Annotated in this window: 25 protein-coding genes; 15 read left to right on the top strand and 10 right to left on the bottom strand. The window is 62.2% G+C overall.

Annotation, left to right across the window (positions count from 1 at the left end; translation table 11 throughout):
- Positions 1-156: 156 nt before the first annotated feature.
- Entirely contained in the window at positions 157-1,041 is an 885-nt protein-coding gene (locus BLU24_RS04770; RefSeq protein WP_093097887.1) for a sugar nucleotide-binding protein, read from the top strand.
- Positions 1,034-1,966, top strand: a complete 933-nt coding sequence (locus BLU24_RS04775) for an NAD-dependent epimerase/dehydratase family protein (RefSeq protein ID WP_093097890.1) — start codon at positions 1,034-1,036, stop codon at positions 1,964-1,966. The genes BLU24_RS04770 and BLU24_RS04775 overlap by 8 nt, the downstream gene beginning before the upstream one ends.
- A 369-nt stretch (positions 1,967-2,335) precedes the next feature.
- Here BLU24_RS04775 and BLU24_RS04780 read toward each other — a convergent pair whose 3' ends face one another.
- The 5 genes from BLU24_RS04780 to BLU24_RS04800 form a co-directional block, all read right to left on the bottom strand.
- Complete coding sequence (locus tag BLU24_RS04780; protein WP_016985285.1) at positions 2,336-3,034, bottom strand: OmpW/AlkL family protein; 699 nt, start codon at positions 3,032-3,034, stop codon at positions 2,336-2,338.
- A gap of 249 nt (positions 3,035-3,283) precedes the next feature.
- Positions 3,284-3,802 (bottom strand): DUF3299 domain-containing protein, encoded by a 519-nt coding sequence (locus tag BLU24_RS04785; RefSeq protein ID WP_093097893.1) that lies wholly within the window; start codon positions 3,800-3,802, stop codon positions 3,284-3,286.
- Between the two features lie 11 nt (positions 3,803-3,813).
- Entirely contained in the window at positions 3,814-5,079 is a 1,266-nt protein-coding gene (locus tag BLU24_RS04790; RefSeq protein ID WP_093097896.1) for an ABC transporter permease, read from the bottom strand.
- A gap of 1 nt (position 5,080) precedes the next feature.
- Complete coding sequence (locus tag BLU24_RS04795) at positions 5,081-5,791, bottom strand: ABC transporter ATP-binding protein (RefSeq protein WP_090286721.1); 711 nt, start codon at positions 5,789-5,791, stop codon at positions 5,081-5,083.
- Between the two features lie 138 nt (positions 5,792-5,929).
- Positions 5,930-6,529 (bottom strand): DUF2796 domain-containing protein, encoded by a 600-nt coding sequence (locus BLU24_RS04800; RefSeq protein ID WP_093097899.1) that lies wholly within the window; start codon positions 6,527-6,529, stop codon positions 5,930-5,932.
- 135 nt (positions 6,530-6,664) lie between these two features.
- Here BLU24_RS04800 and BLU24_RS04805 point away from each other — a divergent pair, with 135 nt between their 5' ends.
- Positions 6,665-7,024 carry a hypothetical protein gene (locus BLU24_RS04805; protein ID WP_093097902.1) on the top strand — a complete coding sequence of 120 codons (360 nt, stop codon included), beginning with the start codon at positions 6,665-6,667 and terminating at the stop codon, positions 7,022-7,024.
- Positions 7,025-7,028: 4 nt separating this feature from the next.
- On the opposite strand, the gene trxA is transcribed toward BLU24_RS04805, so the two are convergent.
- The 3 genes from trxA to BLU24_RS04820 form a co-directional block, all read right to left on the bottom strand.
- A complete protein-coding gene (gene trxA, locus BLU24_RS04810) occupies positions 7,029-7,901 on the bottom strand; it encodes a thioredoxin (protein ID WP_093097904.1) in 873 nt (290 codons plus the stop codon).
- 198 nt (positions 7,902-8,099) lie between these two features.
- Entirely contained in the window at positions 8,100-8,753 is a 654-nt protein-coding gene (locus BLU24_RS04815) for a class I SAM-dependent methyltransferase (protein ID WP_093097907.1), read from the bottom strand.
- A complete protein-coding gene (locus BLU24_RS04820) occupies positions 8,750-9,214 on the bottom strand; it encodes a YbaY family lipoprotein (protein ID WP_093097910.1) in 465 nt (154 codons plus the stop codon). Before BLU24_RS04820 ends, BLU24_RS04815 begins: the two co-directional genes overlap by 4 nt.
- A gap of 128 nt (positions 9,215-9,342) precedes the next feature.
- On the opposite strand from BLU24_RS04820, the gene nrdR reads away from it, so the two are divergent.
- From nrdR to BLU24_RS04880, 12 genes are all read left to right on the top strand, one after another.
- Complete coding sequence (gene nrdR, locus BLU24_RS04825; RefSeq protein WP_172833237.1) at positions 9,343-9,807, top strand: transcriptional regulator NrdR; 465 nt, start codon at positions 9,343-9,345, stop codon at positions 9,805-9,807.
- Positions 9,804-10,934 carry a bifunctional diaminohydroxyphosphoribosylaminopyrimidine deaminase/5-amino-6-(5-phosphoribosylamino)uracil reductase RibD gene (ribD, locus tag BLU24_RS04830; RefSeq protein ID WP_093097913.1) on the top strand — a complete coding sequence of 377 codons (1,131 nt, stop codon included), beginning with the start codon at positions 9,804-9,806 and terminating at the stop codon, positions 10,932-10,934. Before nrdR ends, ribD begins: the two co-directional genes overlap by 4 nt.
- Before the next feature lie 47 nt (positions 10,935-10,981).
- Positions 10,982-11,644, top strand: a complete 663-nt coding sequence (locus tag BLU24_RS04835) for a riboflavin synthase (protein WP_093097917.1) — start codon at positions 10,982-10,984, stop codon at positions 11,642-11,644.
- Between the two features lie 21 nt (positions 11,645-11,665).
- Positions 11,666-12,757 carry a bifunctional 3,4-dihydroxy-2-butanone-4-phosphate synthase/GTP cyclohydrolase II gene (ribBA, locus tag BLU24_RS04840; RefSeq protein ID WP_093097920.1) on the top strand — a complete coding sequence of 364 codons (1,092 nt, stop codon included), beginning with the start codon at positions 11,666-11,668 and terminating at the stop codon, positions 12,755-12,757.
- A 90-nt stretch (positions 12,758-12,847) separates the two neighbouring features.
- Positions 12,848-13,324 (top strand): 6,7-dimethyl-8-ribityllumazine synthase, encoded by a 477-nt coding sequence (gene ribH / locus BLU24_RS04845; protein WP_003228649.1) that lies wholly within the window; start codon positions 12,848-12,850, stop codon positions 13,322-13,324.
- Positions 13,321-13,821, top strand: a complete 501-nt coding sequence (nusB, locus tag BLU24_RS04850; RefSeq protein ID WP_039761889.1) for a transcription antitermination factor NusB — start codon at positions 13,321-13,323, stop codon at positions 13,819-13,821. The genes ribH and nusB overlap by 4 nt, the downstream gene beginning before the upstream one ends.
- A gap of 27 nt (positions 13,822-13,848) precedes the next feature.
- Positions 13,849-14,814, top strand: coding sequence for a thiamine-phosphate kinase (thiL, locus tag BLU24_RS04855; protein ID WP_093097923.1), 966 nt, complete (start codon positions 13,849-13,851; stop codon positions 14,812-14,814).
- Complete coding sequence (locus BLU24_RS04860; RefSeq protein WP_090286703.1) at positions 14,811-15,314, top strand: phosphatidylglycerophosphatase A family protein; 504 nt, start codon at positions 14,811-14,813, stop codon at positions 15,312-15,314. Before thiL ends, BLU24_RS04860 begins: the two co-directional genes overlap by 4 nt.
- A 31-nt stretch (positions 15,315-15,345) precedes the next feature.
- Positions 15,346-16,080, top strand: a complete 735-nt coding sequence (locus BLU24_RS04865; protein WP_093097925.1) for a substrate-binding periplasmic protein — start codon at positions 15,346-15,348, stop codon at positions 16,078-16,080.
- Positions 16,081-16,323: 243 nt separating this feature from the next.
- Entirely contained in the window at positions 16,324-16,941 is a 618-nt protein-coding gene (gene ribA / locus BLU24_RS04870) for a GTP cyclohydrolase II (protein WP_090286700.1), read from the top strand.
- Positions 16,938-17,357 (top strand): MFS transporter, encoded by a 420-nt coding sequence (locus BLU24_RS04875; RefSeq protein WP_093097928.1) that lies wholly within the window; start codon positions 16,938-16,940, stop codon positions 17,355-17,357. Before ribA ends, BLU24_RS04875 begins: the two co-directional genes overlap by 4 nt.
- The gene (locus BLU24_RS04880) at positions 17,357-18,157 is read left to right on the top strand and encodes a cobalamin-binding protein (RefSeq protein ID WP_093097930.1); all 801 of its coding nucleotides are present in this window, start codon (positions 17,357-17,359) and stop codon (positions 18,155-18,157) included. Before BLU24_RS04875 ends, BLU24_RS04880 begins: the two co-directional genes overlap by 1 nt.
- Positions 18,158-18,292: 135 nt before the next feature.
- On the opposite strand, the gene BLU24_RS04885 is transcribed toward BLU24_RS04880, so the two are convergent.
- Together BLU24_RS04885 and dxs are read right to left on the bottom strand one after the other, a co-directional pair.
- Positions 18,293-20,176 (bottom strand): TonB-dependent receptor domain-containing protein, encoded by a 1,884-nt coding sequence (locus BLU24_RS04885; RefSeq protein WP_093097932.1) that lies wholly within the window; start codon positions 20,174-20,176, stop codon positions 18,293-18,295.
- A 165-nt stretch (positions 20,177-20,341) separates the two neighbouring features.
- Positions 20,342-22,240 (bottom strand): 1-deoxy-D-xylulose-5-phosphate synthase, encoded by a 1,899-nt coding sequence (gene dxs / locus BLU24_RS04890; protein WP_093097934.1) that lies wholly within the window; start codon positions 22,238-22,240, stop codon positions 20,342-20,344.
- Positions 22,241-22,299: the final 59 nt, after the last annotated feature.

Raw genomic sequence — 22,299 nt, forward strand, 5'->3', positions numbered from 1 at the left:
CCGGTTGCCTCAATACAAATTGCGGGATCTGCACATTACGGATGACGGTTGCGCACTAAACCCGCAAAATGCAACGATTCCGGCAATTATCGACGACGGTTCCACGAGAACCGTCGCTAAAGCCATCGTTCCAATCAGACTGGGCCTGCTGACTCTATGCGAATGCGCCTTATGTTACTGGGCGGCGGAAATGCCCTTGGGCAGGCGCTGATTCGCCTTGGTGCGGAGGAAGACATCGGTTTCCTCGCCCCCCGCCCGCCCGAAAACGGCTGGGATGCCGCGAGCCTGACGCAACTGCTGGACGACACCCGTCCCGATGCGTTGATCAACCTCGCCTACTATTTCGACTGGTTCCAGGCCGAGACCGTCAGCGAAACCCGCATGGCCGGACAGGAACGGGCGATCGAACGTCTGGCCGAACTGTGCCAGCACCACAACATCGTCCTCGTGCAGCCGTCGAGTTATCGGGTGTTCGACGGTTCGCGCGCTACCGCCTACAGCGAAAAAGACGAGCCGGTGCCGCTGGGCCTGCGCGGCCAGGCCTTGTGGCGTATCGAACAGAGCGTACGCGCCACGTGCCCGCAACATGTGCTGCTGCGTTTCGGCTGGCTGCTCGATGACAGCCCGGACGGCACCCTTGGGCGTTTTCTCGCCCGCGCCGAGCAACCGGAAGAATTGCTGCTGGCCGATGACCGTCGCGGCAACCCGACGCCGGTCGACGACGCTGCACGGGTGATCATTTCGGTGCTCAAGCAACTCGATTGCGCGGCACCGCTGTGGGGCACGTATCACTACGCCGGCCACGAAGCGACCACGCCGCTGGCGCTGGGCCAGGCGATTCTCACCGAAGCACGCAGCCTGCACGCGCTGGCCATCGAAGCGCCGACCGCTCAGGCCCACGCCGCACGGCCCGACGCTGCCGAAGAGCCGCAACACGCGGTGCTGGCCTGCAAGAAAATTCTGCACACTTTCGGGATCAAGCCGCGCGCCTGGCGTGCTGCACTCCCGGGCTTACTGGACAGGTTCTACCGTCATGGCTGAAGGTATCGTTTTAATCACCGGCGGAGCCGGTTTCATCGGCTCGCACCTGACCGACGCGTTGCTCGCCAAGGGTCACTCGGTGCGGGTGCTCGACGACCTGTCGACCGGAAAACGCAGCAACCTGCCGCTGGATAATCCCAAAGTCGAGTTGATCGTCGGCGATGTCGCCGATGCAGCACTGGTGGCGCAAGCCATGCACGGCTGCAGCGCGGTCGCCCATCTGGCGGCGGTGGCGTCGGTGCAAGCGTCGGTGGACGATCCGGTGAAGACTCACCAGAGCAATTTCATCGGTACGCTGAATGTCTGCGAAGCGATGCGTCTGGCCGGGGTCAAACGGGTGTTGTACGCCTCCAGTGCTGCGGTCTATGGCAACAACGGCGAGGGCGAGTCGATCAACGAAGACACGCCGAAAGCCCCGCTGACACCGTACGCCTCGGACAAACTCGCCGGTGAGCAGTATTTCGATTTCTATCGCCGCCAGCATGGCCTGGAACCGGTGATCTTCCGCTTCTTCAATATCTTCGGCCCACGTCAGGATCCGTCCTCGCCGTACTCCGGGGTCATCAGCATTTTCAGCGAGCGCGCGCAGCAAGGCCTGCCGATCACCGTGTTCGGCGATGGCGAGCAGACGCGCGATTTTCTGTATGTCGAGGATCTTGTCAGTCTGCTGGTGCAGGGGATTGAAAAGCCTCAGGTGGAAATAGGCGCGTTGAACGTTGGCTGGAACCAGTCGATGAGCCTCAAGCAGATGCTCGAAGCATTGAAAGTGGTGGTCGGTGAGCTGCCAACGATCAGTTATGGCCCGGCGCGGGCGGGTGATATCCGGCATTCGCGGGCGGATAACCGGCGACTGCTGGAGCGGTTTGAGATGCCGCGGCAGACGCCGATGAGTGTGGGGTTGGCGCGGTTGTTGGGGCGTGGCTAATAGCACCCTCATCGGAACGCCGCCCGCCTAACCCTCTCCCAAAGGGAGAGGGGACTGATTGAGGTGTTTGTGGGAAATACGCCGACCTGAAATACCAAGTCGAACTCAGGTTTTGAAGGACTCCAAATCGGCTCCCTCTCCCTCGGGAGAGGGCTGGGGTGAGGGGGTAGACTCAAACTCACCACGCATTCCAGGCAGACATGAAAAAGGCGCCCTTCAACAGGCGCCTTTTTCACGGCCGGAATAAACAATCCATCCCAGTGGCAAGGGGACATTGTCCCCCGATCAACGGCGTACCGTCGTCGTCAGTTCCAGGCCTGCCTGCCACGAAGCCTCATTCACCACCACGTGAACGTTCGGTCAATCGACTCAGAACTTATAGCCCAAACCGACCATGTAGATGAACGGATCGACATCGACGTTGACCCGAGCGCGAGTGCCCGGCGCGACGGCGTTGTTTTCGACGGTGGCGCGGGTGTCGATGTCGATGTAGCGCACCTGGGCGTTGAGCATGATGTTGTCGGTCAGCATGTAGTCGGCACCGACCTGCCAGGCCAGGCCCCAGGAGTTTTTCGCCTTGAAGTTGCTGAACCCGTTGGCGCTGGCTTCACTGCCGACGTGCTCGTCATAGATCCAGGTGTAGTTGATGCCGCCGCCGACGTAGGGCTGGAACGCCGATTTCGAATCCAGCGGGTAGTACACGACGCTGAGGGTCGGTGGCAGGTGTTTCAGGGTGCCGAGTTTGCCATTGGCAGCCGGCAGGGCGGTGCCCTTGAGCTTGACGTCGTGCTCGAACGGCGTGGCCGCGAGCAGTTCGAGGCCGACATGGTCGGTGAGCATGTAAGCGAAGTTCAGACCCAGTTGGGTGTCGCTGCTCATGGTCGCCTTGCCGCCCAGATTCGCGCCGCTCAACGGACCCTGATCGACCTTGACGCTGGAGCTGTCGGCCTTCGGGTTGACGGTGATCGCACCGGCGCGGATCAGAATATCGCCGGCCTCGTGGGCGTGGGCGAGCGGGGCTGCGAGCGCAAGGGCAAACAGCGAGGCGCTGAGCAAGGACTTGTTCATGGGGGCTCCGAAAGGACATAAGAAAAATCTGATGCCCTATGGTACGAAACCCGCTGATCCGGTCTTTTGACTCAGCTCAATGAAACAGTGAAGGGGTGAAGTTTTGTGGGGACTTCCAGGGCCCAATCGCTGGCAAGCCAGCTCCCACAGTGATCGAGTCGTTCACAAATTTTGTGATCACCAACGAAACCTTTGGGAGCTGGCTTGCCAGCGATGAGGCCCTTGCAAACAGCACAAAACCACCGGGATTTACTCCGGCAGCTCATACGCATAAATCTTCTGCGCCTCCATCTGATACCCGGCATCCGCCAGTTCGCTGCTCGACGCCTTGACCTGCAACGGCCCCTCGACCCAGTACGGCTGATACAACTCGTCGAGCTTCACGCCGAGTTCGCTTTTCACATGCACGATCTGGTTCGACGGCGGGGGCGGCACGTGGATGCAGGCGCCGAAATACGGCACCAGCAGGAAATCCGTGGTGCGGCCTTCTTCGCTGACTTCCAGCGGCACGATGTAGCCTGGCAAACGAATGTTCTGGCCGTCGAGGCTCTGTACCACCGGCGCATTCGGCAGGTCCTGCTTGGCCGCCGGGGCGGATTCGGCCGACAGCGCATCGCCCATCTTCGACAGGTCATGCAGCGGGGTCATGTTCGGTACTTCCGGTGCGGCGTCCGGCGGAATCATTTCCGACCATGTCAGGTCCTTCGGCGCTGCTGCCCAAACGGGCAGGGCAATTATCAACAGCAGCGCGAGCACGGCGCGGGGCATGGTGGACTTCCTCATAAACGGATCGACAGGCCATCGGCCAAAGATTGGCGGTAAGCACGCCAGGCCGGCACGCTGCCCATCAGCAGCGCGGCCGCCAGAATGCCACCGAGCAGCGTCCATTCATACTCGCTCGGCCACGCCAGCGGCAGATACAAACCGTAATTGGCCTGCACGTAACCCTGCGCGGCGGCGATGCCAATGTACAGCAGCGCCAGTCCGGCGATCACCCCGGTCAATGCCAGGGCAAACGCCTCGAGCACCAGCAGGCTCGCGATGTGCCATGGCCGCGCCCCCACCGAACGCAGAATCGCCATCTCGCGGCGACGCTCGTTGAGGCTGGTGAGAATCGCCGTGAGCATGCCGATCAACCCGGTCAGCACGACAAACAGCGAGACCACGAACAAGGCTTTTTCCGCCGTGCTCATCAGACTCCACAATTCCTGCAGTGCCACGCCCGGCAGAATTGCCAGCATCGGCTCACCGCGGAATTCGTTGATCTCGCGCTGCAGTGCGAAGGTGGAAATCTTGCTGTTCAGGCCAAGCATGAACGCGGTGATCGCTTGCGGCGTCAGGTCCATGTTGCGCGCCTGATCCGCGGTGATCCGGCCGTTGCCGCGCGCCGGCACACCGTTGTGCCAGTCGATGTGGATCGCTTCCATGCCGCCGAGGCTGATGTGCAACGTGCGATCGACCGGGGTCCCGGTGCGCTGCAGGATGCCGACCACGGTGAACGGTTTGTCGTCGTGCTTGACCAGACTGATCGCCGCCACGCCGTGGGCCAGCACCAGTTTGTCGCCGAGCTTGTAGTGCAACGCTTCGGCGACTTCGGCACCGAGCACCACTTCGAACGGATCTGTCGCAAACGCGCGTCCGTCGGCCAGCGTCAAGTGCTGCTGACGGCCGTACTGGTAATGCTCGAAATAGGCTTCGGTGGTGCCCATTACGCGGTAGCCACGATGGGAGTCGCCGAGAGACATCGGGATCGCCCACTTCACTTTCGGGTTGTTGGCGAAGTGCTCGAAGCTGTCCCAGCGAATATTGTTGGTGGCATTGCCGATGCGGAACACCGAGTACAGCAACAGATTCACCGAGCCGGAGCGCGCGCCGACGATCAGGTCGGTACCGCTGATGGTGCTGGCGAAACTGGCTTTGGCTTCGGTGCGCACGCGCTCGACCGCCAGCAGCAAGCACACTGATAAAGCGATGGCGAACGCAGTGAGCAAAGCGGTGAAACGGCGGTTGGCCAAGCTGGCCATGGCCAGACGAAACAGATACATCTCAGACCTCGGCAGACGTGGCGGCGCGATTGAGCTCGGCCAGGGACAGGTGACGATCGAACAGCGGCGCCAGGCTCTGGTCGTGGCTGACGAACAGCAAGCTGGAACCGGCTTCGCGGCATTCGGCGAACAGCAGACGAATGAAATTCTCCCGGGCGTCGTAATCCAGCGCCGAAGTCGGCTCGTCGGCGATCACCAGTTCCGGCTGGCCGATCAGTGCACGCGCAGCGGCGACCCGTTGTTGCTGGCCGATCGACAACGAATCGGCACGGCGGCTGAGAAGGCTTTCGTCCTTCAAGCCCAAATGCGCGAGCAGGGTCGCGGCGGCCTGATCGACGCTGCCATGGCGCTGTTTCGCTCGCTGGGCACGCAGTTTCGAAAAATGGCAGGGCAGTTCGACGTTCTCGCGCACCGAAAGAAACGGCAGCAGGTTGAACTGCTGGAAAATGTAGCCGGTGTGATCGACACGAAAGGTGTCGCGGGCACCGGCGGAGAGCTCGGTCAGCTCCTGGCCGAGCAGGCGAATGCTGCCACGGCCCGGCTTCTGCACGCCGCCGAGTAAGCCGAGCAGGGTGGTCTTGCCGCTGCCGCTCGGGCCTTTGAGAAACAGGGTCTCGCCGGCTTCCAGGCGAAACGCCGGAATGTCCAGCAACGGTGGGTGACCGGGCCAGTTGAAGCCCAGGTCGGACAGTTCGATGAGTGCTTGGGTCATGTGCAACCGGTCAGGTAATTGAGTGACGCTTTTGTAGGCGTGAGCCTGCTCGCGATAGCGTCGTGTCAGTTGAGATCAAGTTGTCTGACATACCGCTATCGCGAGCAGGCTCACTCGTACAGGGGATCTTCATACAGTTCAGAACTTCAGCGACGCCGCCTTGGCCGTCACTTCCGTACCTTGCTGGCCGCTGGCGCTGATCAGTTGTACCTGAATCTTCTGTGTGGCCGGGAAGGTCTTGAACAGATTCGTCAGATCCAGCGTCTTCAGCGCACCAGGCGTAGTGCAAGTGAACTGATAGTGCGCATGGATTTCGCTGTGCTCATGGTGATGCTCGTGGCCATCCTTGTCCGCTTCGTCTTCGTCATGATCGTCTGCATCCGGCTTGTCGCCGAACAGCGGACTTTCCAGTTCCTGACTTGCCACCTTGCAACCGGCCGCCGCAGGCAGACTGAACAGCGCCAACGGTTTTTCCAGCTGCGCACGAGCGACAGCGACCTTGGCCTTGTCAGCGTCCGAAGTGGCCGCATGCTCGAAACCCACCAGATTCATCGCCGGGCTTTCCAGTTCCAACTCCAGGGTCTGGCCATCGAGCGCCGCATTCAATCGACCCACGCCATGCTCATGGGCGCCGAGGCTGCCGTGCTCATGATCATGATCGTGGTCATGCTCGTCAGCGGCGTAGGCAACGGCCAGCGGCAACAGGGCAAACGGCAAAGCGAGCAACAAACGACGCATGGCGAACTCCGGGACGTAAAGTGAAAAGTTTGTTATGTAATCTTATAACGAAAGTGCGCAGAGTTTGCCCGTGTGCTTGGCGTTACACAAGTCCCGTGGGAGCATGCAGGTCGGAAAAAGGCAGGAGCGAATTCAATGTTGCGGATACGCGGAACCGTCGGCGCGCTGCCGGTGGATTTGACGGTGGAGCTGGATGACAGTGACTGGGCCAGGCTTGGTTCGGCGCTCAGTGCTCAGGCGCCGCTGGCTCAGTCTGAGGCGGCTGCAGCGGTGCCGGCGGCGAAACCGCAGGGGCAGGACGATGCGTTGTGGCAAGTGGCGAAGGATCTGTTGCGCCAGGCCGGTCAGCTCAGCGGGCCGGACCTGCTTGATCAGTTGGAAGGGCTGACCGGCAGTGCGGCGGCGGGCAAGCGTTTGCTGGTGCGCTTGCGCCACAGTTCGCAGGTGAAAGTGCAGAGCGGCGCCGACACGCCGCTCTATAGCTGGGTCGAGTGAGCGCTTAGTACAGCGCAGCGAAGACCTTGCGGCGATAAGCGGTCACCAGCGGATGATCGTTGCCGAGCAGCTCGAACACTTGCAGCAGGGTCTTGTGCGGCAGGCCTTCGCCGTAGCTGCGATTGCGGATGAACAGTTTGAGCAAGGCTTCCAGCGCCGCTTCGTACTGTTGACGCGCCAGTTGCTGGATCGCCAGTTGATACACCGCTTCATCGTCCTGCGGGTTTTGCGCCAGACGGCTTTTCAGCTCGGCGGCGTCAGGCAGGTCGCGGGCCAGCCCGAGGAACTGGATCTGCGCCTTGGCGCCAGCCAGTGCGGCTTTGTGCTCGTCACTCTTGACCGCGTCGAGCACGGTCTGCGCTTCGCTCAGCTCACCGCGTTCGGTCAGGCAGCGCGCATACAGAATCAGTGCCTTGGCGTTGCTGTTGTCCTCCTGGAGCATGGCTACCAGCGCTGATTCGGCGTCGGCGTAGCGCCCGTCATCGAACAGCGCCTGAGCCTGTTCGAACGGGTCGGCAGCGGCCGGTGGCGGCATTTGCACGTGAGGTTCTAGCAGTGCGCGCACCGCGGATTCCGGTTGCGCACCGGCAAAACCGTCGACCGGTTGACCGTCCTTGAACAGCACCACGGTCGGCAGGCTGCGAATGCCGAAGCGGGCGACGATGTCCTGCTCGACGTCGCAATTGACCTTTGCCAGCAGCAACTCGCCCTGATAGCTCTCAGCGATGCCTTGCAGCATCGGCATCAGCGCCTTGCACGGCGCGCACCATTCGGCCCAGAAATCCACCAGCACCGGTTTGTTGAAAGAAGCCTCGATCACCGACTGGTCGAAATCGGCCGTCGTGGCGTCGAAGATGTACGGCGTTTGCTCACTCATGGGGGATCTCGTCAAAGCGTGGATGGGGCAACTATAAGGCTTGGTGGGGGGTGGCCGGTAGCGGGGCAGATTTGAGAGGTGTACCGCTAAGCAAGACGCCATCGCTGGCAAGCCAGCTCCCACAGGGTTCTGTGTCGTATACGAAATGTTGGTTCGACTCGGTCACTGTGGGAGCGGGCTTGCCCGCGATGCTTTTAGCTAGCGCCGCGCATGGTAGAGGCTGACATGTCTGAATTCTTCGGGCTCGGCCAGATCGGGGAGGGTCATCGCCTCGAGCATCTCGATCCGTTGATACAACGGATGGCGAAAATCCCGGACCCGTGAATCCGCCACCAGCGCCTCGCGGCCACGGCTGAGAAAGGCATCGAGCAGCGGCAGATTCGCCCGGTCATACAGCACGTCCGCGACCAGAATCAGATCGAAGCGATCGGCCTCGGCGAAGAAGTCGGTCGAGTAACTCATCTCGACATCATTCAACATGGCATTCGCCCGACACGCCGCAATCGCCAGTGGATCGAGATCGCAGGCCACCACTTCCAGCGCGCCGGCTTTCACCGCCGCGATCCCGGCAATTCCGGAACCGGCGCCGAAATCCAGCACGCGCTTGCCGCGCACCCACTCGGGAAACCCCGCCAGATAGCGCGCCACCGCCAGCCCGCTGGCCCAGCAGAAACTCCAGTAGGGCGGCTCGTGCAGGATGCGCTGGGTCTCTTCCTGGCTGAATTCGCGAGCCATGTTGTCGCCGTCGATCAGCCATAACTGCAAATCGGTGTCCGGCAACGCGCAGGCTTTCAGGCGGGCGTCGCCGAGCAGTTCACCCAAGGCCTGTTGCAGGTCGAGCGGTGCATTCATGGGGCTTTGACAAATTGCAGCTGGCCCAGCGCCTGGGTGGTCGGCTGAGAAATGGTCTGCGACGGCAGGTGCAGGATCAGCTGGCCGGACTGGCTGGCGCGACCACGCAGCTCAACCCGCGCACCGGCCGGAAACGCTTCGGGATTGAAGCGCAGGCGAAACGGCAGCAGCTGATTGGTGCCGATCAGACTGGAGCTGGCAAGCAATTGTTGCGGGCGATCCTTTTCATCGATCACCAGCAGCGCCAGCTCGACTTCGGCCCCCGCGGGTACGCCTTGCAGCGTGCCGCTCAGCTCCCGTTGATAGGCCGGCAGCGGGCCGAGCTCGGCGGCCTCTTTGGCTTTTTTCTGTGCTTGTTGCGGCGCAGGGCCAGGCGTCGGCGGCTGGGGCTTGGGCGCGTCGCTGCCACAGGCCACCAGCAGGCTGAAAAGACTGAGCAATACGAGCGGACGTAACGGCATTGGAGGCTCCGGCAGAATGAATTCCATGGATCAAACGATCATGCCGTTCTGTATACCGCAAAGGCTATGGCTTGTCTTGCCACCGGGATGCGCTACCATGGCCCTCCCTTTTTTTGTTGCCAGCCACCATGCACTGTCCCTTCTGCGGTGCCAACGACACCAAGGTCATCGACTCGCGTCTGGTCGCCGAGGGCGAACAGGTGCGCCGCCGGCGTGAATGCCTGGCCTGCGGCGAACGTTTCACGACGTTCGAGACGGCCGAACTGGTGTTGCCGCGCCTGATCAAAACCGACGGTAGCCGTCAGCCGTTCGACGAAGAAAAACTCCGTGCCGGCATGCAGCGCGCGCTGGAGAAGCGTCCGGTGAGCGTCGAGCGCCTCGAATCCTCTCTGGTCCACATCAAGCACAAGTTGCGCGCCACCGGCGAGCGCGAGGTCAAATCCCTCGTTGTCGGTGAACTGGTGATGGCCGAACTGCAAAAGCTCGATGAAGTCGCCTACATCCGTTTCGCCTCGGTGTACAAACGCTTCCAGGACCTCAACGAGTTCCGCGAAGAGATCGACCGCCTCGCCCGCGAACCGGTGCAAGAATGACTGCCGCCGAGCAGGCCATCCTCGACGCGCATTTCATGGCGCGCGCGCTGGAACTGGCGCGCAAGGGTCACTACACCACCCATCCCAATCCGCGGGTAGGCTGTGTGGTGGTGCGCGACGGGCAGATTGTCGGCGAAGGCTGGCATGAACGCGCCGGCGAACCTCACGCTGAAGTTCACGCGTTGCGCGCTGCCGGTGAGCAGGCCCGCGGCGCCACCGCGTATGTCACCCTCGAACCCTGCAGCCACCACGGCCGCACGCCGCCGTGTGCCGATGCGTTGGTGAATGCTGGCGTAGCGCGGGTTGTAGCAGCGATGCGCGACCCTAATCCGCAAGTCGCCGGACGCGGTTTGCAGCGCCTGGCCGATGCCGGCATCGCCACCGAAAGCGGCGTGCTGGAGGCCGAAGCGCGCGCGCTCAATCAAGGCTTTCTGAAACGCATGGAACACGGCTTGCCGTTCGTGCGGGTCAAACTGGCGATGAGCCTCGATGGCCGCACCGCAATGGAATGCGGCGAGAGCCAGTGGATCACTGGCCCGGCTGCGCGTTCAGCAGTCCAGCGCTTGCGCGCCGAGGCGGCGGTGGTGCTGACCGGCGCCGATACCGTGCTGGCCGACGGTGCAAGATTGACCGTGCGTGCTGACGAGTTGGGGCTGGACGCCGAGCAAACCGCGCAAGTCATGAGCCGGCCGCCGTTGCGCGTGCTGATCGACGGCCGCCTGCGGGTGCCGCTGGATGCGCCGTTCTTCAAGGCCGGCCCGGCGCTGGTCGCCACCTGCGTGGCGGTCGAAGAACAGTACGCCAACGGCCCGGAATGCTTGATTGTGCCGGGTGACGATGGTCAGGTCGACCTGCATCAGCTGCTGCTGGAACTGGCCCATCGCGGCGTCAACGACGTGCTGGTCGAGGCCGGCCCGCGTCTGGCCGGGGCTTTCGCGCAGCTCGGTCTGGTCGACGAATTCGTGATTTTCATCGCCGGCAAGTTTCTCGGCTCCACGGCGCGTCCGCTGCTCGACTGGCCGCTGGCCTCTATGAAGGATGCGCCGGAGCTGAAAATCACTGAAATCCGCGCGGTCGGCGATGACTGGCGAGTCACTGCCCGCCCTGTCCCTGCGGCGCGCGTATAATTCCCGGCCATCGCCTTAGCGCTGGCCCCGTTCTCAAGGAGAACCCCATGTTTACCGGCATCATCGAATCCATCGGCAGCATCCGTGCACTGACCCCCAAGGGCGGCGATGTGCGTGTGCATGTCGACACCGGCAAGCTCGACCTGAGCGACGTCAAACTCGGCGACAGCATCGCCGTCAACGGCGTCTGCCTGACCGCGGTTGAGCTGCCAGGCAACGGTTTTGCCGCCGACGTCAGCCGCGAAACCCTCGACTGCACCGCCATGAACGACCTGAAAAGCGGCAGCCCGGTCAATCTGGAAAAAGCCCTGACCCCGACCACCCGTCTCGGCGGACATCTGGTCAGCGGCCACGTCGACGGTGTCGGCGAAGTGGTGTCGCGCAGCGACAACGCCCGTGCCGTGGAATTTTGCATCCGCGCGCCGAAGGAGCTGGCCAAGTACATCGCCTACAAAGGCTCGATTACCGTCGACGGCACCAGCCTGACTGTGAATGCCGTCGATGGCGCCGAATTCATGCTGACGATCATCCCGCACACCCTGAGCGAAACCATCATGGCGTCGTACCAGCCAGGTCGCCGGGTGAACCTTGAGGTCGACCTGCTGGCGCGTTATCTGGAGCGCCTGCTGCTGGGTGACAAGGCCGCCGAGAAGACGGCCGGCAGCACGATTACTGAAAGCTTTCTGGCCCAAAACGGCTACCTCAAATAATTCAAAAGAAGGGGGTGCCTTGTGGCGCTCAATAGCATCGAAGAACTGGTTGAAGACATCCGCCAAGGCAAGATGGTCATCCTCATGGATGACGAAGACCGCGAGAACGAAGGCGACCTGATCATGGCCGCCGAGTGCTGCCAGGCTGAACACATCAACTTCATGGCCAAGCACGCCCGTGGCCTGATCTGCATGCCGATGAGCCGTGAGCGCTGCGAGCTGTTGAAGCTGCCGTTGATGGCGCCGCGCAACGGTTCCGGCTTCGGCACCAAGTTCACCGTCTCGATCGAAGCCGCCGAAGGCGTGACCACCGGCATCTCCGCTGCTGACCGTGCGCGCACCGTGCAGGCCGCTGCTGCCAAGGACGCCAAGGCTGAAGACATCGTCAGCCCGGGCCATATTTTCCCGCTGATGGCCCAGGCCGGCGGCACCCTCGCGCGCGCCGGCCACACCGAAGCGGCTTGCGATCTGGCGCGCATGGCCGGTTACGAGCCAAGCGGGGTGATCTGCGAAGTGATGAACGACGACGGCACCATGTCCCGTCGCGCCGAACTCGAAGCCTTCGCTGCCGAACACAACATCAAGATCGGCACCATTGCCGACCTGATTCACTACCGGATGATCCACGAACGTACCGTTCAGCGGATTGCCGAGCAGCCGCTGGACAGCGAACTGGGCCAATTCAACCTGGTGACCTATCGTGATTCGGTGGAAGGTGACGTGCACATGGCGCTGACCCTGGGCACCGTTTGTGCCGAAGAGCCGACGCTGGTGCGCGTGCACAACATGGACCCGCTGCGTGATCTGTTGATGGTCAAGCAACCGGGCCGCTGGAGCCTGCGCGCCGCCATGGCTGCGGTCGCCGAGGCAGGCAGCGGTGTGGTGCTGTTGCTCGGTCACCCGCTCGACGGTGACGTACTGCTGGCGCATATTCGCGAGACCGGCGATCAGCCGGCGCCGAAAAAACCGACCACCTATAGCATCGTCGGTGCCGGTTCGCAGATCCTGCGCGACCTCGGCGTGCGCAAAATGCGCTTGATGAGCGCACCGATGAAGTTCAATGCGATATCCGGTTTCGATCTGGAAGTTGTAGAATACGTGCCCTCCGAATAATGACCGGCTGTTTCCGGACTCCAATTCGCGGCAAATAATCACTGAGGGGCGCGTAGCAGACGCGTCCCGGCTCTTTAAGAGAACTGACGAATGACCCTGAAGACCATCGAAGGTACCTTCATCGCCCCCAAAGGCCGCTACGCTCTGGTAGTGGGCCGCTTCAACAGCTTCGTGGTTGAAAGCCTGGTCAGCGGTGCCGTTGATGCCCTGGTTCGCCACGGCGTGAGCGAAAGCGACATCACCATCATCCGCGCACCGGGCGCCTTCGAAATCCCGTTGGTTGCGCAGAAAGTCGCGCAGAAAGGCGAGTTCGCCGCAATCATCGCCCTCGGCGCGGTCATTCGTGGCGGCACCCCGCACTTCGAATACGTGGCGGGCGAATGCACCAAGGGTCTGGCTCAGGTGTCCATGGAGTTCGGCGTGCCGGTCGCTTTCGGCGTGCTGACCGTCGATTCCATCGAGCAAGCCATCGAACGTTCCGGCACCAAGGCCGGTAACAAAGGTGCCGAAGCTGCCCTGTCCGCTCTGGAAATGGTCAGCCTGCTGGCGCAGTTGGAGGCCAAGTGATTAGCGACGAAAGCGATCGTTTCAACCCGCGCGATCCGAAACCTGCGGATGCCGGCAAGCCCTCGAAAAGCGTCAAGCGTCGCGAAGCCCGTCAGCTCGCGACTCAGGCGCTGTACCAGTGGCACATGGCCAAGCAATCGCTGAACGAGATCGAAGCGCAGTTTCGCGTTGATAACGATTTCACCGATGTCGACGGCGCTTACTTCCGCGAGATCCTGCACGGGGTTCCGCAGTTCAAGACCGAAATCGACACCGCCCTGACGCCTTGCCTGGATCTGGCGATCGAAGAGCTGGACCCGGTTGAACTGGCGGTTCTGCGCCTGTCCACCTGGGAACTGCTCAAGCGCGTCGACGTGCCGTACCGCGTGGTGATCAACGAAGGCATCGAACTGGCGAAAGTCTTCGGTTCGACCGACGGCCACAAGTTCGTCAACGGTGTGCTCGACAAGCTGGCCCCGCGCCTGCGTGAAGCTGAAGTGAAGGCGTTCAAGCGCTGATCGGCGCTTGAGCACTTTGTCTCCGCCATGGGCGAGTTTGAGCTGATCCGCAATTTCTTCGCCGCCGCGCCTTGTGCGCAGGGCGGCGAAGGCGTTGCTCTCGGGATTGGCGATGACTGTGCCTTGCTGGCGGTTCCCGCCGGGGAACAGTTGGCCATTTCTACCGATACGCTGGTGGCCGGTGTGCATTTCGCCGACCCGTGCGATCCGTTTCTGCTCGGTCAGCGCTCGCTGGCCGTTGCGGTCAGTGACCTGGCCGCCATGGGCGCCGCGCCCGTAGCCTTTACTCTTGCCCTGACTGTGCCGACGGTGACCGCCGATTGGCTGCAAGCCTATGCCCGCGGTTTGAACCGCATGGCGCAGAGTTGCGGCGTGGCGCTGGTTGGCGGCGATACCACGCGCGGGCCGTTGAGCCTGACGGTCACCGTGTTTGGCCGCGTACCCGCTGGCCAGGCGTTGACCCGCAGCGGCGCGCGACCGGGCGACCTGCTTTGTGTCGGCGGTGAATTGGGCAATGCTGCCGGGGCTTTGCCGCTGGTGCTGGGGCAACGCGACGCCGCGGCCGAAATCGCCCAGCCACTGCTCGATCATTACTGGTCGCCACAGCCGCAACTGGCCCTCGGTCAGGCCTTGCGGGGCAAAGCCACAGCGGCGCTGGACATCTCCGACGGCCTGCTCGCCGACTGCGGTCATATCGCACTGGCATCGAAGGTGCGACTTGAAATTGAACGCGAGCGTGTACCGTTGTCGGATGCCTTAGTGGCGTTTCTCGGTCAGCGCGGTGCCGAACGTGCAGCGCTCAGCGGTGGCGATGATTACGTGCTGGCCTTCACGCTGCCGTCCGTCGAACTGCCGGCACTGCTGGCGGCCGGCTGGCCAATCCACGTGATCGGCCGCGTCTGCGACGGTCAGGGTGTGGCGCTGCTGGATCGTGACGGTCGCGACATCACCCCGCATACCCGCGGTTATCAACATTTTCAGGAGACACCGTGACAGATCACCCGAAACAGGTTCCGGCTGAATTCGTGCCGCCGTCGGTCTGGCGCAATCCCTGGCATTTCCTCGCGTTCGGCTTCGGTTCCGGCACGCTGCCCAAAGCCCCGGGCACCTGGGGCTCGCTGGTGGCGCTGCCGTTCATTCCGCTGTGGCAAATGCTGCCCGATTGGGGCTACTGGCTGATGCTGGGCATCACTATGCTGTTCGGCTTCTGGCTGTGCGGCAAAGTCGCCGACGATCTGCGCGTGCACGACCATGAGGGCATCGTCTGGGACGAAATGGTCGGCATGTGGATCACCCTGTGGCTGGTGCCGGAAGGCTGGTACTGGCTGCTCGCGGGTTTTCTGGTGTTTCGCTTCTTCGATATTCTCAAGCCGTGGCCGATTCGCTGGATCGACAAACACGTGCATGGCGGCGTCGGCATCATGCTCGACGACGTGCTCGCCGGGGTGTTTGCCTGGCTGGCGATGCAGGGGCTGGTGTGGCTGTTCGCCTGATCAGGGTCAGGGGTAAGTGAGGGGCAGGTAGATGTTGCGACGCGGGTTGGCGATGCTGGTTCTGGCTCTGTTGGGCGCGTTCGCTCATGCGCACGAAGCGCCGACGCCTGCGGTGATCCATCTGGCCAGCGAAGACTGGGAAGACTACACCGCCGGCGACGGTCATGGCCTCGCCTGGGACGTTCTGCGCAAAGTGTTCGAACCGGCTGGCGTGAAGCTGGACATTCGCACGGTGCCCTACACCCGGTCGATCGGCCTGGTGCAGTTGAAGGAAGTCGACGCGCTGGTTGGCTCTTACCGCAATGAAGCCCCGCAGGTGCTGTATCCGCAGTGGAATTTCGATTCCGACCACATTTACGCACTGGGGCTGGCCAGCAGTCCCGAACCCACCCAGGCAACGCTGGGCAAATACCGCTTGGCGTGGGTGCGTGGCTATCGCTACGAAAACTACCTGCCGAACATCAAGCGCTACAACCAGATCGAGCGGCGTAGCGGCATTCTGTCGATGCTCAAACAGGGACGGGCCGATTACTACATCGACGCGCGAACCGAGGTTGAAGCCGTGGTGCGCGATGCGCCGGACCCGGCGCAGTACCGTTATTCACATCTGGCCGAGTTGCCGTTGTTCCTCGGTTTCGCCGATACCCCGCAGGCCAGGGCGCTGATGGCCCTGTATGACCGGCGCATGGCGCAACTGGTCAAGAGTGGCGAGCTCAAGCCCGTCTTCGAGAAGTGGAAGCAGCCGTATCCGTTCACCTCGAACTGAAGCCCAACACAAACCCCTTGTAGGAGTGAGCCTGCTCGCGATAGCGATTGATCAGGCGACATCAATGTTGAATGTAAGTCCGCTATCGCGAGCAGGCTCACTCCTACAGGGAGGGCGATCAAGGCCATTGTCATCAAACTTTTTGATCGTTATCGCCGATAATTCAGCCTAAGCGTCCACAGGAACCTGCTGTTACAATGCCGGCCTGCGAATTTTCAGAATTTTTAGATCAGGAGCACACCGGTGCCTGTCGTCTTTGTTGCCGCTTGCAAGCTGCCAACGCCTTATGCGCAATTCACCATGCACGGGTTTCTCGATGAAACCACCGGCCGCGAGCACGTCGTGCTGAGCCTGGGTGAAATTGCCGACGGCGCTCCGGTGCTCGGCCGTTTGCACTCCGAATGCCTGACCGGCGATGCCTTGTTCAGCCAGCGCTGCGACTGCGGTTCGCAACTGGACGCCGCCCTGCAGGCGATCGCCCGCGAAGGCCGTGGCGTGCTGTTGTATCTGCGCCAGGAAGGTCGCGGCATCGGTCTGCTGAACAAGATCCGCGCCTACGAATTGCAGGACGGCGGCGCCGACACCGTTGAAGCCAACGAACGTCTGGGCTTTGCTGCCGACCAGCGCGACTACGCCATGTGCCTGCCGATGCTCGAACATTTGGGAGTCAAATCCCTGCGTCTGATGACCAACAATCCACGCAAGGTCAAAGCCTTGACCGAGATGGGCATTGTCGTCGCCGAGCGTGTGCCGCTGCACACCGGCCACAACCCGCACAACAAACTCTACCTGGCGACCAAGGCCAGCAAGCTCGACCACATGATGGGCAACGAGCATCAGGGCGAGGTCGACCGCGCGTGACGCGCGGACAGGTGCGGCGCCGATTGTCGGTAGCCTGGTGGCAATACCTGGCGCTGGCGCTGGTACCGCTGTTTGTCATCAATGCGTTGTTCGGCGCGGGCGAGGGGCTGCTGCCCGTCTTGGCGATGCCGTTGTTCATTGCCGGCGTTGCGTCGATGTTCGTCAGCCTGAAATTTTTCGGTCGCTACAAGCATGCGCTGATCGCCACGCAAAAAGCCCTCGATACGCCCGATGAACCGGCCGCGTGGATTGCGCTTGCGGCGCGCCGTCGCTCGGCGTTTCTGGTCGCCTCCCTGCCAGCGTGGATCGGTGCGCTGGCGGTGTTCGTCGGCCTCGAAGCGGTGCCGCTGATGTTGCTTGCGCTGTCCACGGCGGTGCTGTTTTACCTCTACCGTATTCCGCGTCAACTCGGCTGATGCGCCGGCTCTGGCTGGCGGTTCTGCTGCTGATCGGCGCTGGCCCGGTGTTGGCCGATCTGCGCGTGGTCAGCCTCGCCCCGTCGCTGTCCGAAATCGTCGTTGAACTCGATTCAGCCGACCTGCTGGTCGGCGTGCTCGATGCCGGGGAGAGGCCTGCCGAAATTGCGCATGTGGCCTCGGTTGGGCGTTACGGCCAGCTCGACATCGAGCGTTTGCTCAGCCTCAAACCTGATCTGCTACTGCTCTGGCCCGGCAGTGTCGGCGCGGCGCAGCGTGATCAGCTCAAGCGCCTGGGTATCGCGACTTTCGTGGCTGAACCGCATTCCCTCGAACAACTCATACACCAGATCGAAGCCATCGCCACGCGCCTGGGACGACCGGAGCGCGGACTGAAGCGCGCGGACTATTTGCGCCAACAACTCGCCAATCTGCGCCAGCGCTATCGCCGTGAGGTGCCGTTGCGGGTGTTCTATCAGGTCTGGGACAAGCCGCTGTACACCATTGGCGGCGGACAGATCATCAGCGATGCGCTTGAAGTGTGCGGGGCGCGCAATGTCTTCGCCGACCTGAGTTTGCCAGCGCCACAGGTGAGTATCGAGGCAGTGTTGCAGCGTGATCCCGAGTTGATACTGGCGGGGGATCAGCCGCAGCTGGAGGCGTGGAAGAGCTGGCCGCAGGTGGCGGCGGTGAAGCAGGGGAATCTGTTGTTGGTCATTGACAAAGGTCTTGAAAGACCGAGCGGGCAGATGATTGAGGCAACCGCGAAGCTTTGCCGGTTGATCGCGCCCGACCGTTGAAACCGCAGCGCCTGCATTCGCGAGCAGGCCCGCTCCCACATTTGATTGGGTTTTAACCCCGAGTTTGAGTGCAACAGAGATCCACTGGGGGAGCGAGCCTGCTCGCGAAGAGGCCCGCAAACCACCAAAAAAGGATCAGAGCTCCGGCGTCCAGCTCACCCCAAACATCCACACCCGACCCTCTTCGCGATACCCATACTGGCTGCCGTCATAACTGTAATTGGCCCGGCTGTAACCCTTGTCGAAAAGGTTGTCGACCTTCAAGTCCAACGTGATCTCGCGATTCAAAGCCCAACTGCTGCGCAAGCCGAACAGCGCATAGCCACCCAGTGATTGCTGGTTGTCGCGATCGTCATAACTGCTGCTCACCGCCTGCCAGCTCGCGCCCAGGCTCAAGCGGTTGAACTGCCGATCCAGATCCCAGCTCAGTGTCCGCCGCGCACGGCGTGCCAGGGTGTGCCCGCTGTCGCGGTCGCGCGGATCGATGATCGAAACGCCCAAATTGCTCTGCCAGCCGAACAGGTCCTGCTTGAGCGCCGCTTCAAAGCCATTGATCCGTGCCGAAGCGACGTTTTCCGGACGTGAATTGCTGCCGAAAATAATCGCGTCTTCCAGATCGGTGCGATAGATCGACGTCTCGAGGCGGCTGCTGTCGCTCAACTGGCTGCGCCATTGCAGCTCATAGCTTTTCGAGGTTTCCGGTTTGAGTTCAGGGTTGCTGAAATCCGGGTAATACAGATCATTGAAAGTCGGTGCGCGGAAGCCTTCGCTGTAGCTCAGTAACAGGTCGTTGTCCGGGTTAAGCGGCAGGCTGAACGTGCCGCTCCAGGTGTTCTGGCCGCCGAACTGCTGATTGTCGTCGTGGCGCAGGCCCAACTCGGTGGAAAAGCTGTCGCCTTGATAGCGATGCTGGATGAAGGCAGCGCGATTCCAGCGGCTGTCCTCGTCGAACGCGGTGCTGCTATTGATGCGGTCTTCGTACCAGTCGCCGCCGAGAATCAGGCTGTTGCGCGCATCGAGGGTCAGGTCGTTCTGCCAGTTCAGCGAATCACGGTAAGTGTTGAACACCGAGTGTTCGTCGCTGAGCTTGTCGAAGGTTTTTTCGCGGTTCTCCGTGTGGCCGAACTCGACGCGGGTTTTCCAGATTTCAGTGATCCGCGCGTCGATGTAACTGTTGAGGCTGCTGACGTTGAAATCGCTGTAGGGCTGTTGCTGCAGAGACTCGAACGTAACCGGGTCGAAGCGGCCGAACGGATTGTCGAATTCGCTTTTGCCACGGTTATCCAGCAGATTGGCGCCGACTTCGATGTCGTCAGTCAGCGCATGGCTGAGGCTCAGGCTGATGGATTGGTTGCGGTAGGCGTCGTGATCGCCGTCGCTCGGGTATGAGTCGCGAGTACGGTCGATGCCGGCGCTTTCATCGAGGCTGGCGCCAAGGTTGAAGCGGGTTTTGTCGTCGCCCCCGGACAAGCCGAGGCTGCGCTCCCAGCTCTGGTTGCTACCGAAGCCCATGTGCAGCCGTGGCTGCAAGCCTTGGCCGGTGCCGCGGCGGGTGAAGATCTGGATCACCCCGCCAATCGCATCGCTGCCATAAATCACCGAGCGTGAGCCGCGCAGCACTTCGACGCGCTCGATCTGCTCGATATTCAAATGCTGCAGGTTGCTGTCGCCGGACGTCGAATTGCCGATGCGTTGGCCATCGACCAGCACCAGACTCTGCGCCGACTGCGTGCCCCGGATGTAAACCCCCGGCAGGCTGCCGCGCCCACCGGTCTGTGCCACTTGCACGCCCGGCACGCGGCGCAGTAGGTCCGGTACGTCGCTCGGTTGCAGACGGTCGATGTCTTCCCGCGTAAATACGGTATTGGCGGCGCTGCTGTCGTTACGGGCTTCGACCTGACGGTTGGCGCTGATCAGTGTGTCCGGCAGCTTCAGGGCCTGGTCGCGTTCGAAGGTGTCGGCGAAGGTGTTGGCGGTCGGCAGCAGGAAGAAGGGCAGGGCGAGGCGCGAGAGGTTCATCGGTGGTCCGTGAGAAATTGCAGATGTACATAAACTTTATGCTTCCACAAAACACTGTGGGAGCGGGCTTGCCCGCGAAGAGGCCGGTACATTCAACATCGAGGTTGACTGTACCGACGCCTTCGCGGGCAAGCCCGCTCCCACAGGTATTGTGCGTTCAGCGAGTTAGCGGGCGAGCAATGCCAGGCGCTGACGAATCGACGCTTCGATCCCGGCTTCATCCAGGCCGCATTCGGCCAGCATCTGTGCAGGCTTCGCGTGCTCGACATAGATATCCGGCAAGCCCAGGTGCAGCATCGACTTGAGGATGTTCTCGCGCGCGAGGAATTCGCTGACCGCGCCACCGGCGCCGCCCATGATCGCGTTTTCTTCGATAGTCACCAGCAGCTCGTGGGTGGCCGCGATCTCGCGAACCAGGGATTCGTCCAGCGGTTTGACGAAGCGCATGTCGACCACCGTAGCATCAAGCTTCTCGGCGACTTTCAACGCTTCGGCCAGTTGCACGCCGAACACCAGCAGGACGACTTTGCTGCCCTGGCGGCGGACGATGCCTTTGCCGATTTCGATCGGTTCAAGGTCTTTCTCGATGGTCGCATTCGGGCCGCTGCCGCGCGGGTAACGCACTGCCGCCGGGCCGTTGAAAAGGTGACCGGTGGTGAGCATCTTGCGCAGTTCGTTTTCGTCGCTCGGCGTCATGATGAGCATGCCCGGGATGCAGCGCAGGTACGACAGGTCGAAGCTGCCGGCGTGGGTCGGGCCGTCTTCGCCCACCAGACCGGCGCGGTCGATGGCGAACAGCACGTCGAGGTTCTGTACCGCGACGTCATGCACCAGCTGGTCGTAACCGCGCTGCAGGAACGTCGAGTAAATCGCCACCACCGGTTTTGCGCCTTCGCAGGCCATGCCGGCGGCGAACGTCACCGCGTGTTGCTCGGCAATCGCCACGTCGAAGTAGCGCAGCGGGAAACGCTCGCTGAATGCCACCAGATCCGAGCCTTCCTTCATCGCCGGGGTAATCCCGACCAGACGCGGGTCGCTGGCGGCCATGTCGCACAGCCACTCGCCGAACACCGCCGAGTACTTCGGCCCGCTGGCGGCTTTCGGTGCAGCTGCCGGCGCGTCCAGTGGCTCGAGTTTGGTGATGGCGTGGTAACCGATCGGGTCGACTTCCGCCGGGGCGAAGCCTTTGCCTTTCTTGGTGACGATGTGCAGGAACTGCGGGCCTTTGAGGTCACGCATGTTGCGCAGCGTGGCGATCAGGGTCGGCAAGTCGTGGCCGTCGATCGGGCCAATGTAGTTCCAGCCCAGCTCTTCGAACAGCGTGCCGGGAACCAGCATGCCTTTGGCGTATTCTTCGGTGCGACGGGCGATTTCCCAGGCGCCCGGCAGGCGCGAGAGGACTTTCTTGCTGCCTTCGCGCATGCTCGCGTAGGTGCGGCTGGAAAGGATCTTCGCCAGATAATTCGACAGCCCGCCGACGTTGCGCGAGATCGACATGTCGTTGTCGTTGAGGATCACCAGCATGTTGGCGTTGACTTCCGGCGCGTGGTTCAGCGCCTCGAAGGCCATGCCGGCGGTCAACGCGCCATCGCCGATCACCGCGATGGCCTTGCGATCGCTGTCCTGCAGGCGGGCGGCAATCGCCATGCCCAGCGCTGCGCTGATCGAGGTGCTGGAGTGGCCGACGCCGAAGGTGTCGTACTCGCTCTCGGAGCGGCGCGGGAACGCGGCGATGCCGTCCTTCTGGCGCAGGCTGGCCATGCGCTCGCGACGGCCGGTGAGGATCTTGTGCGGATACGCCTGATGGCCGACGTCCCACAGCAAACGGTCGTCCGGCGTGTCGAAGACGTAATGCAGCGCGATGGTCAGCTCGATCACGCCCAGGCCGGCACCGAAATGCCCACCGGTCTGGCCGACCGTATAGAGCAGTTCCAGGCGCAACTCATCGGCCAGGGTTTCCAGCTCGGCTTCGCCTAACCGGCGCAGGCCGTCCGGCGTGTTCGCGCGGTCGAGCAGGGGCGTGGTCGGGCGCTTGCGGGGAATCTCATGAAACGTCGTGGGCATCAGGCGAATCGTTATAGGTATAGAAGATGCGGCAGTTTACCTGATGCATCGGCCCCTGC

The sequence above is a fragment of the Pseudomonas sp. Z003-0.4C(8344-21) genome, assembly GCF_900104975.1.
Lineage (GTDB): Bacteria > Pseudomonadota > Gammaproteobacteria > Pseudomonadales > Pseudomonadaceae > Aquipseudomonas > Aquipseudomonas granadensis.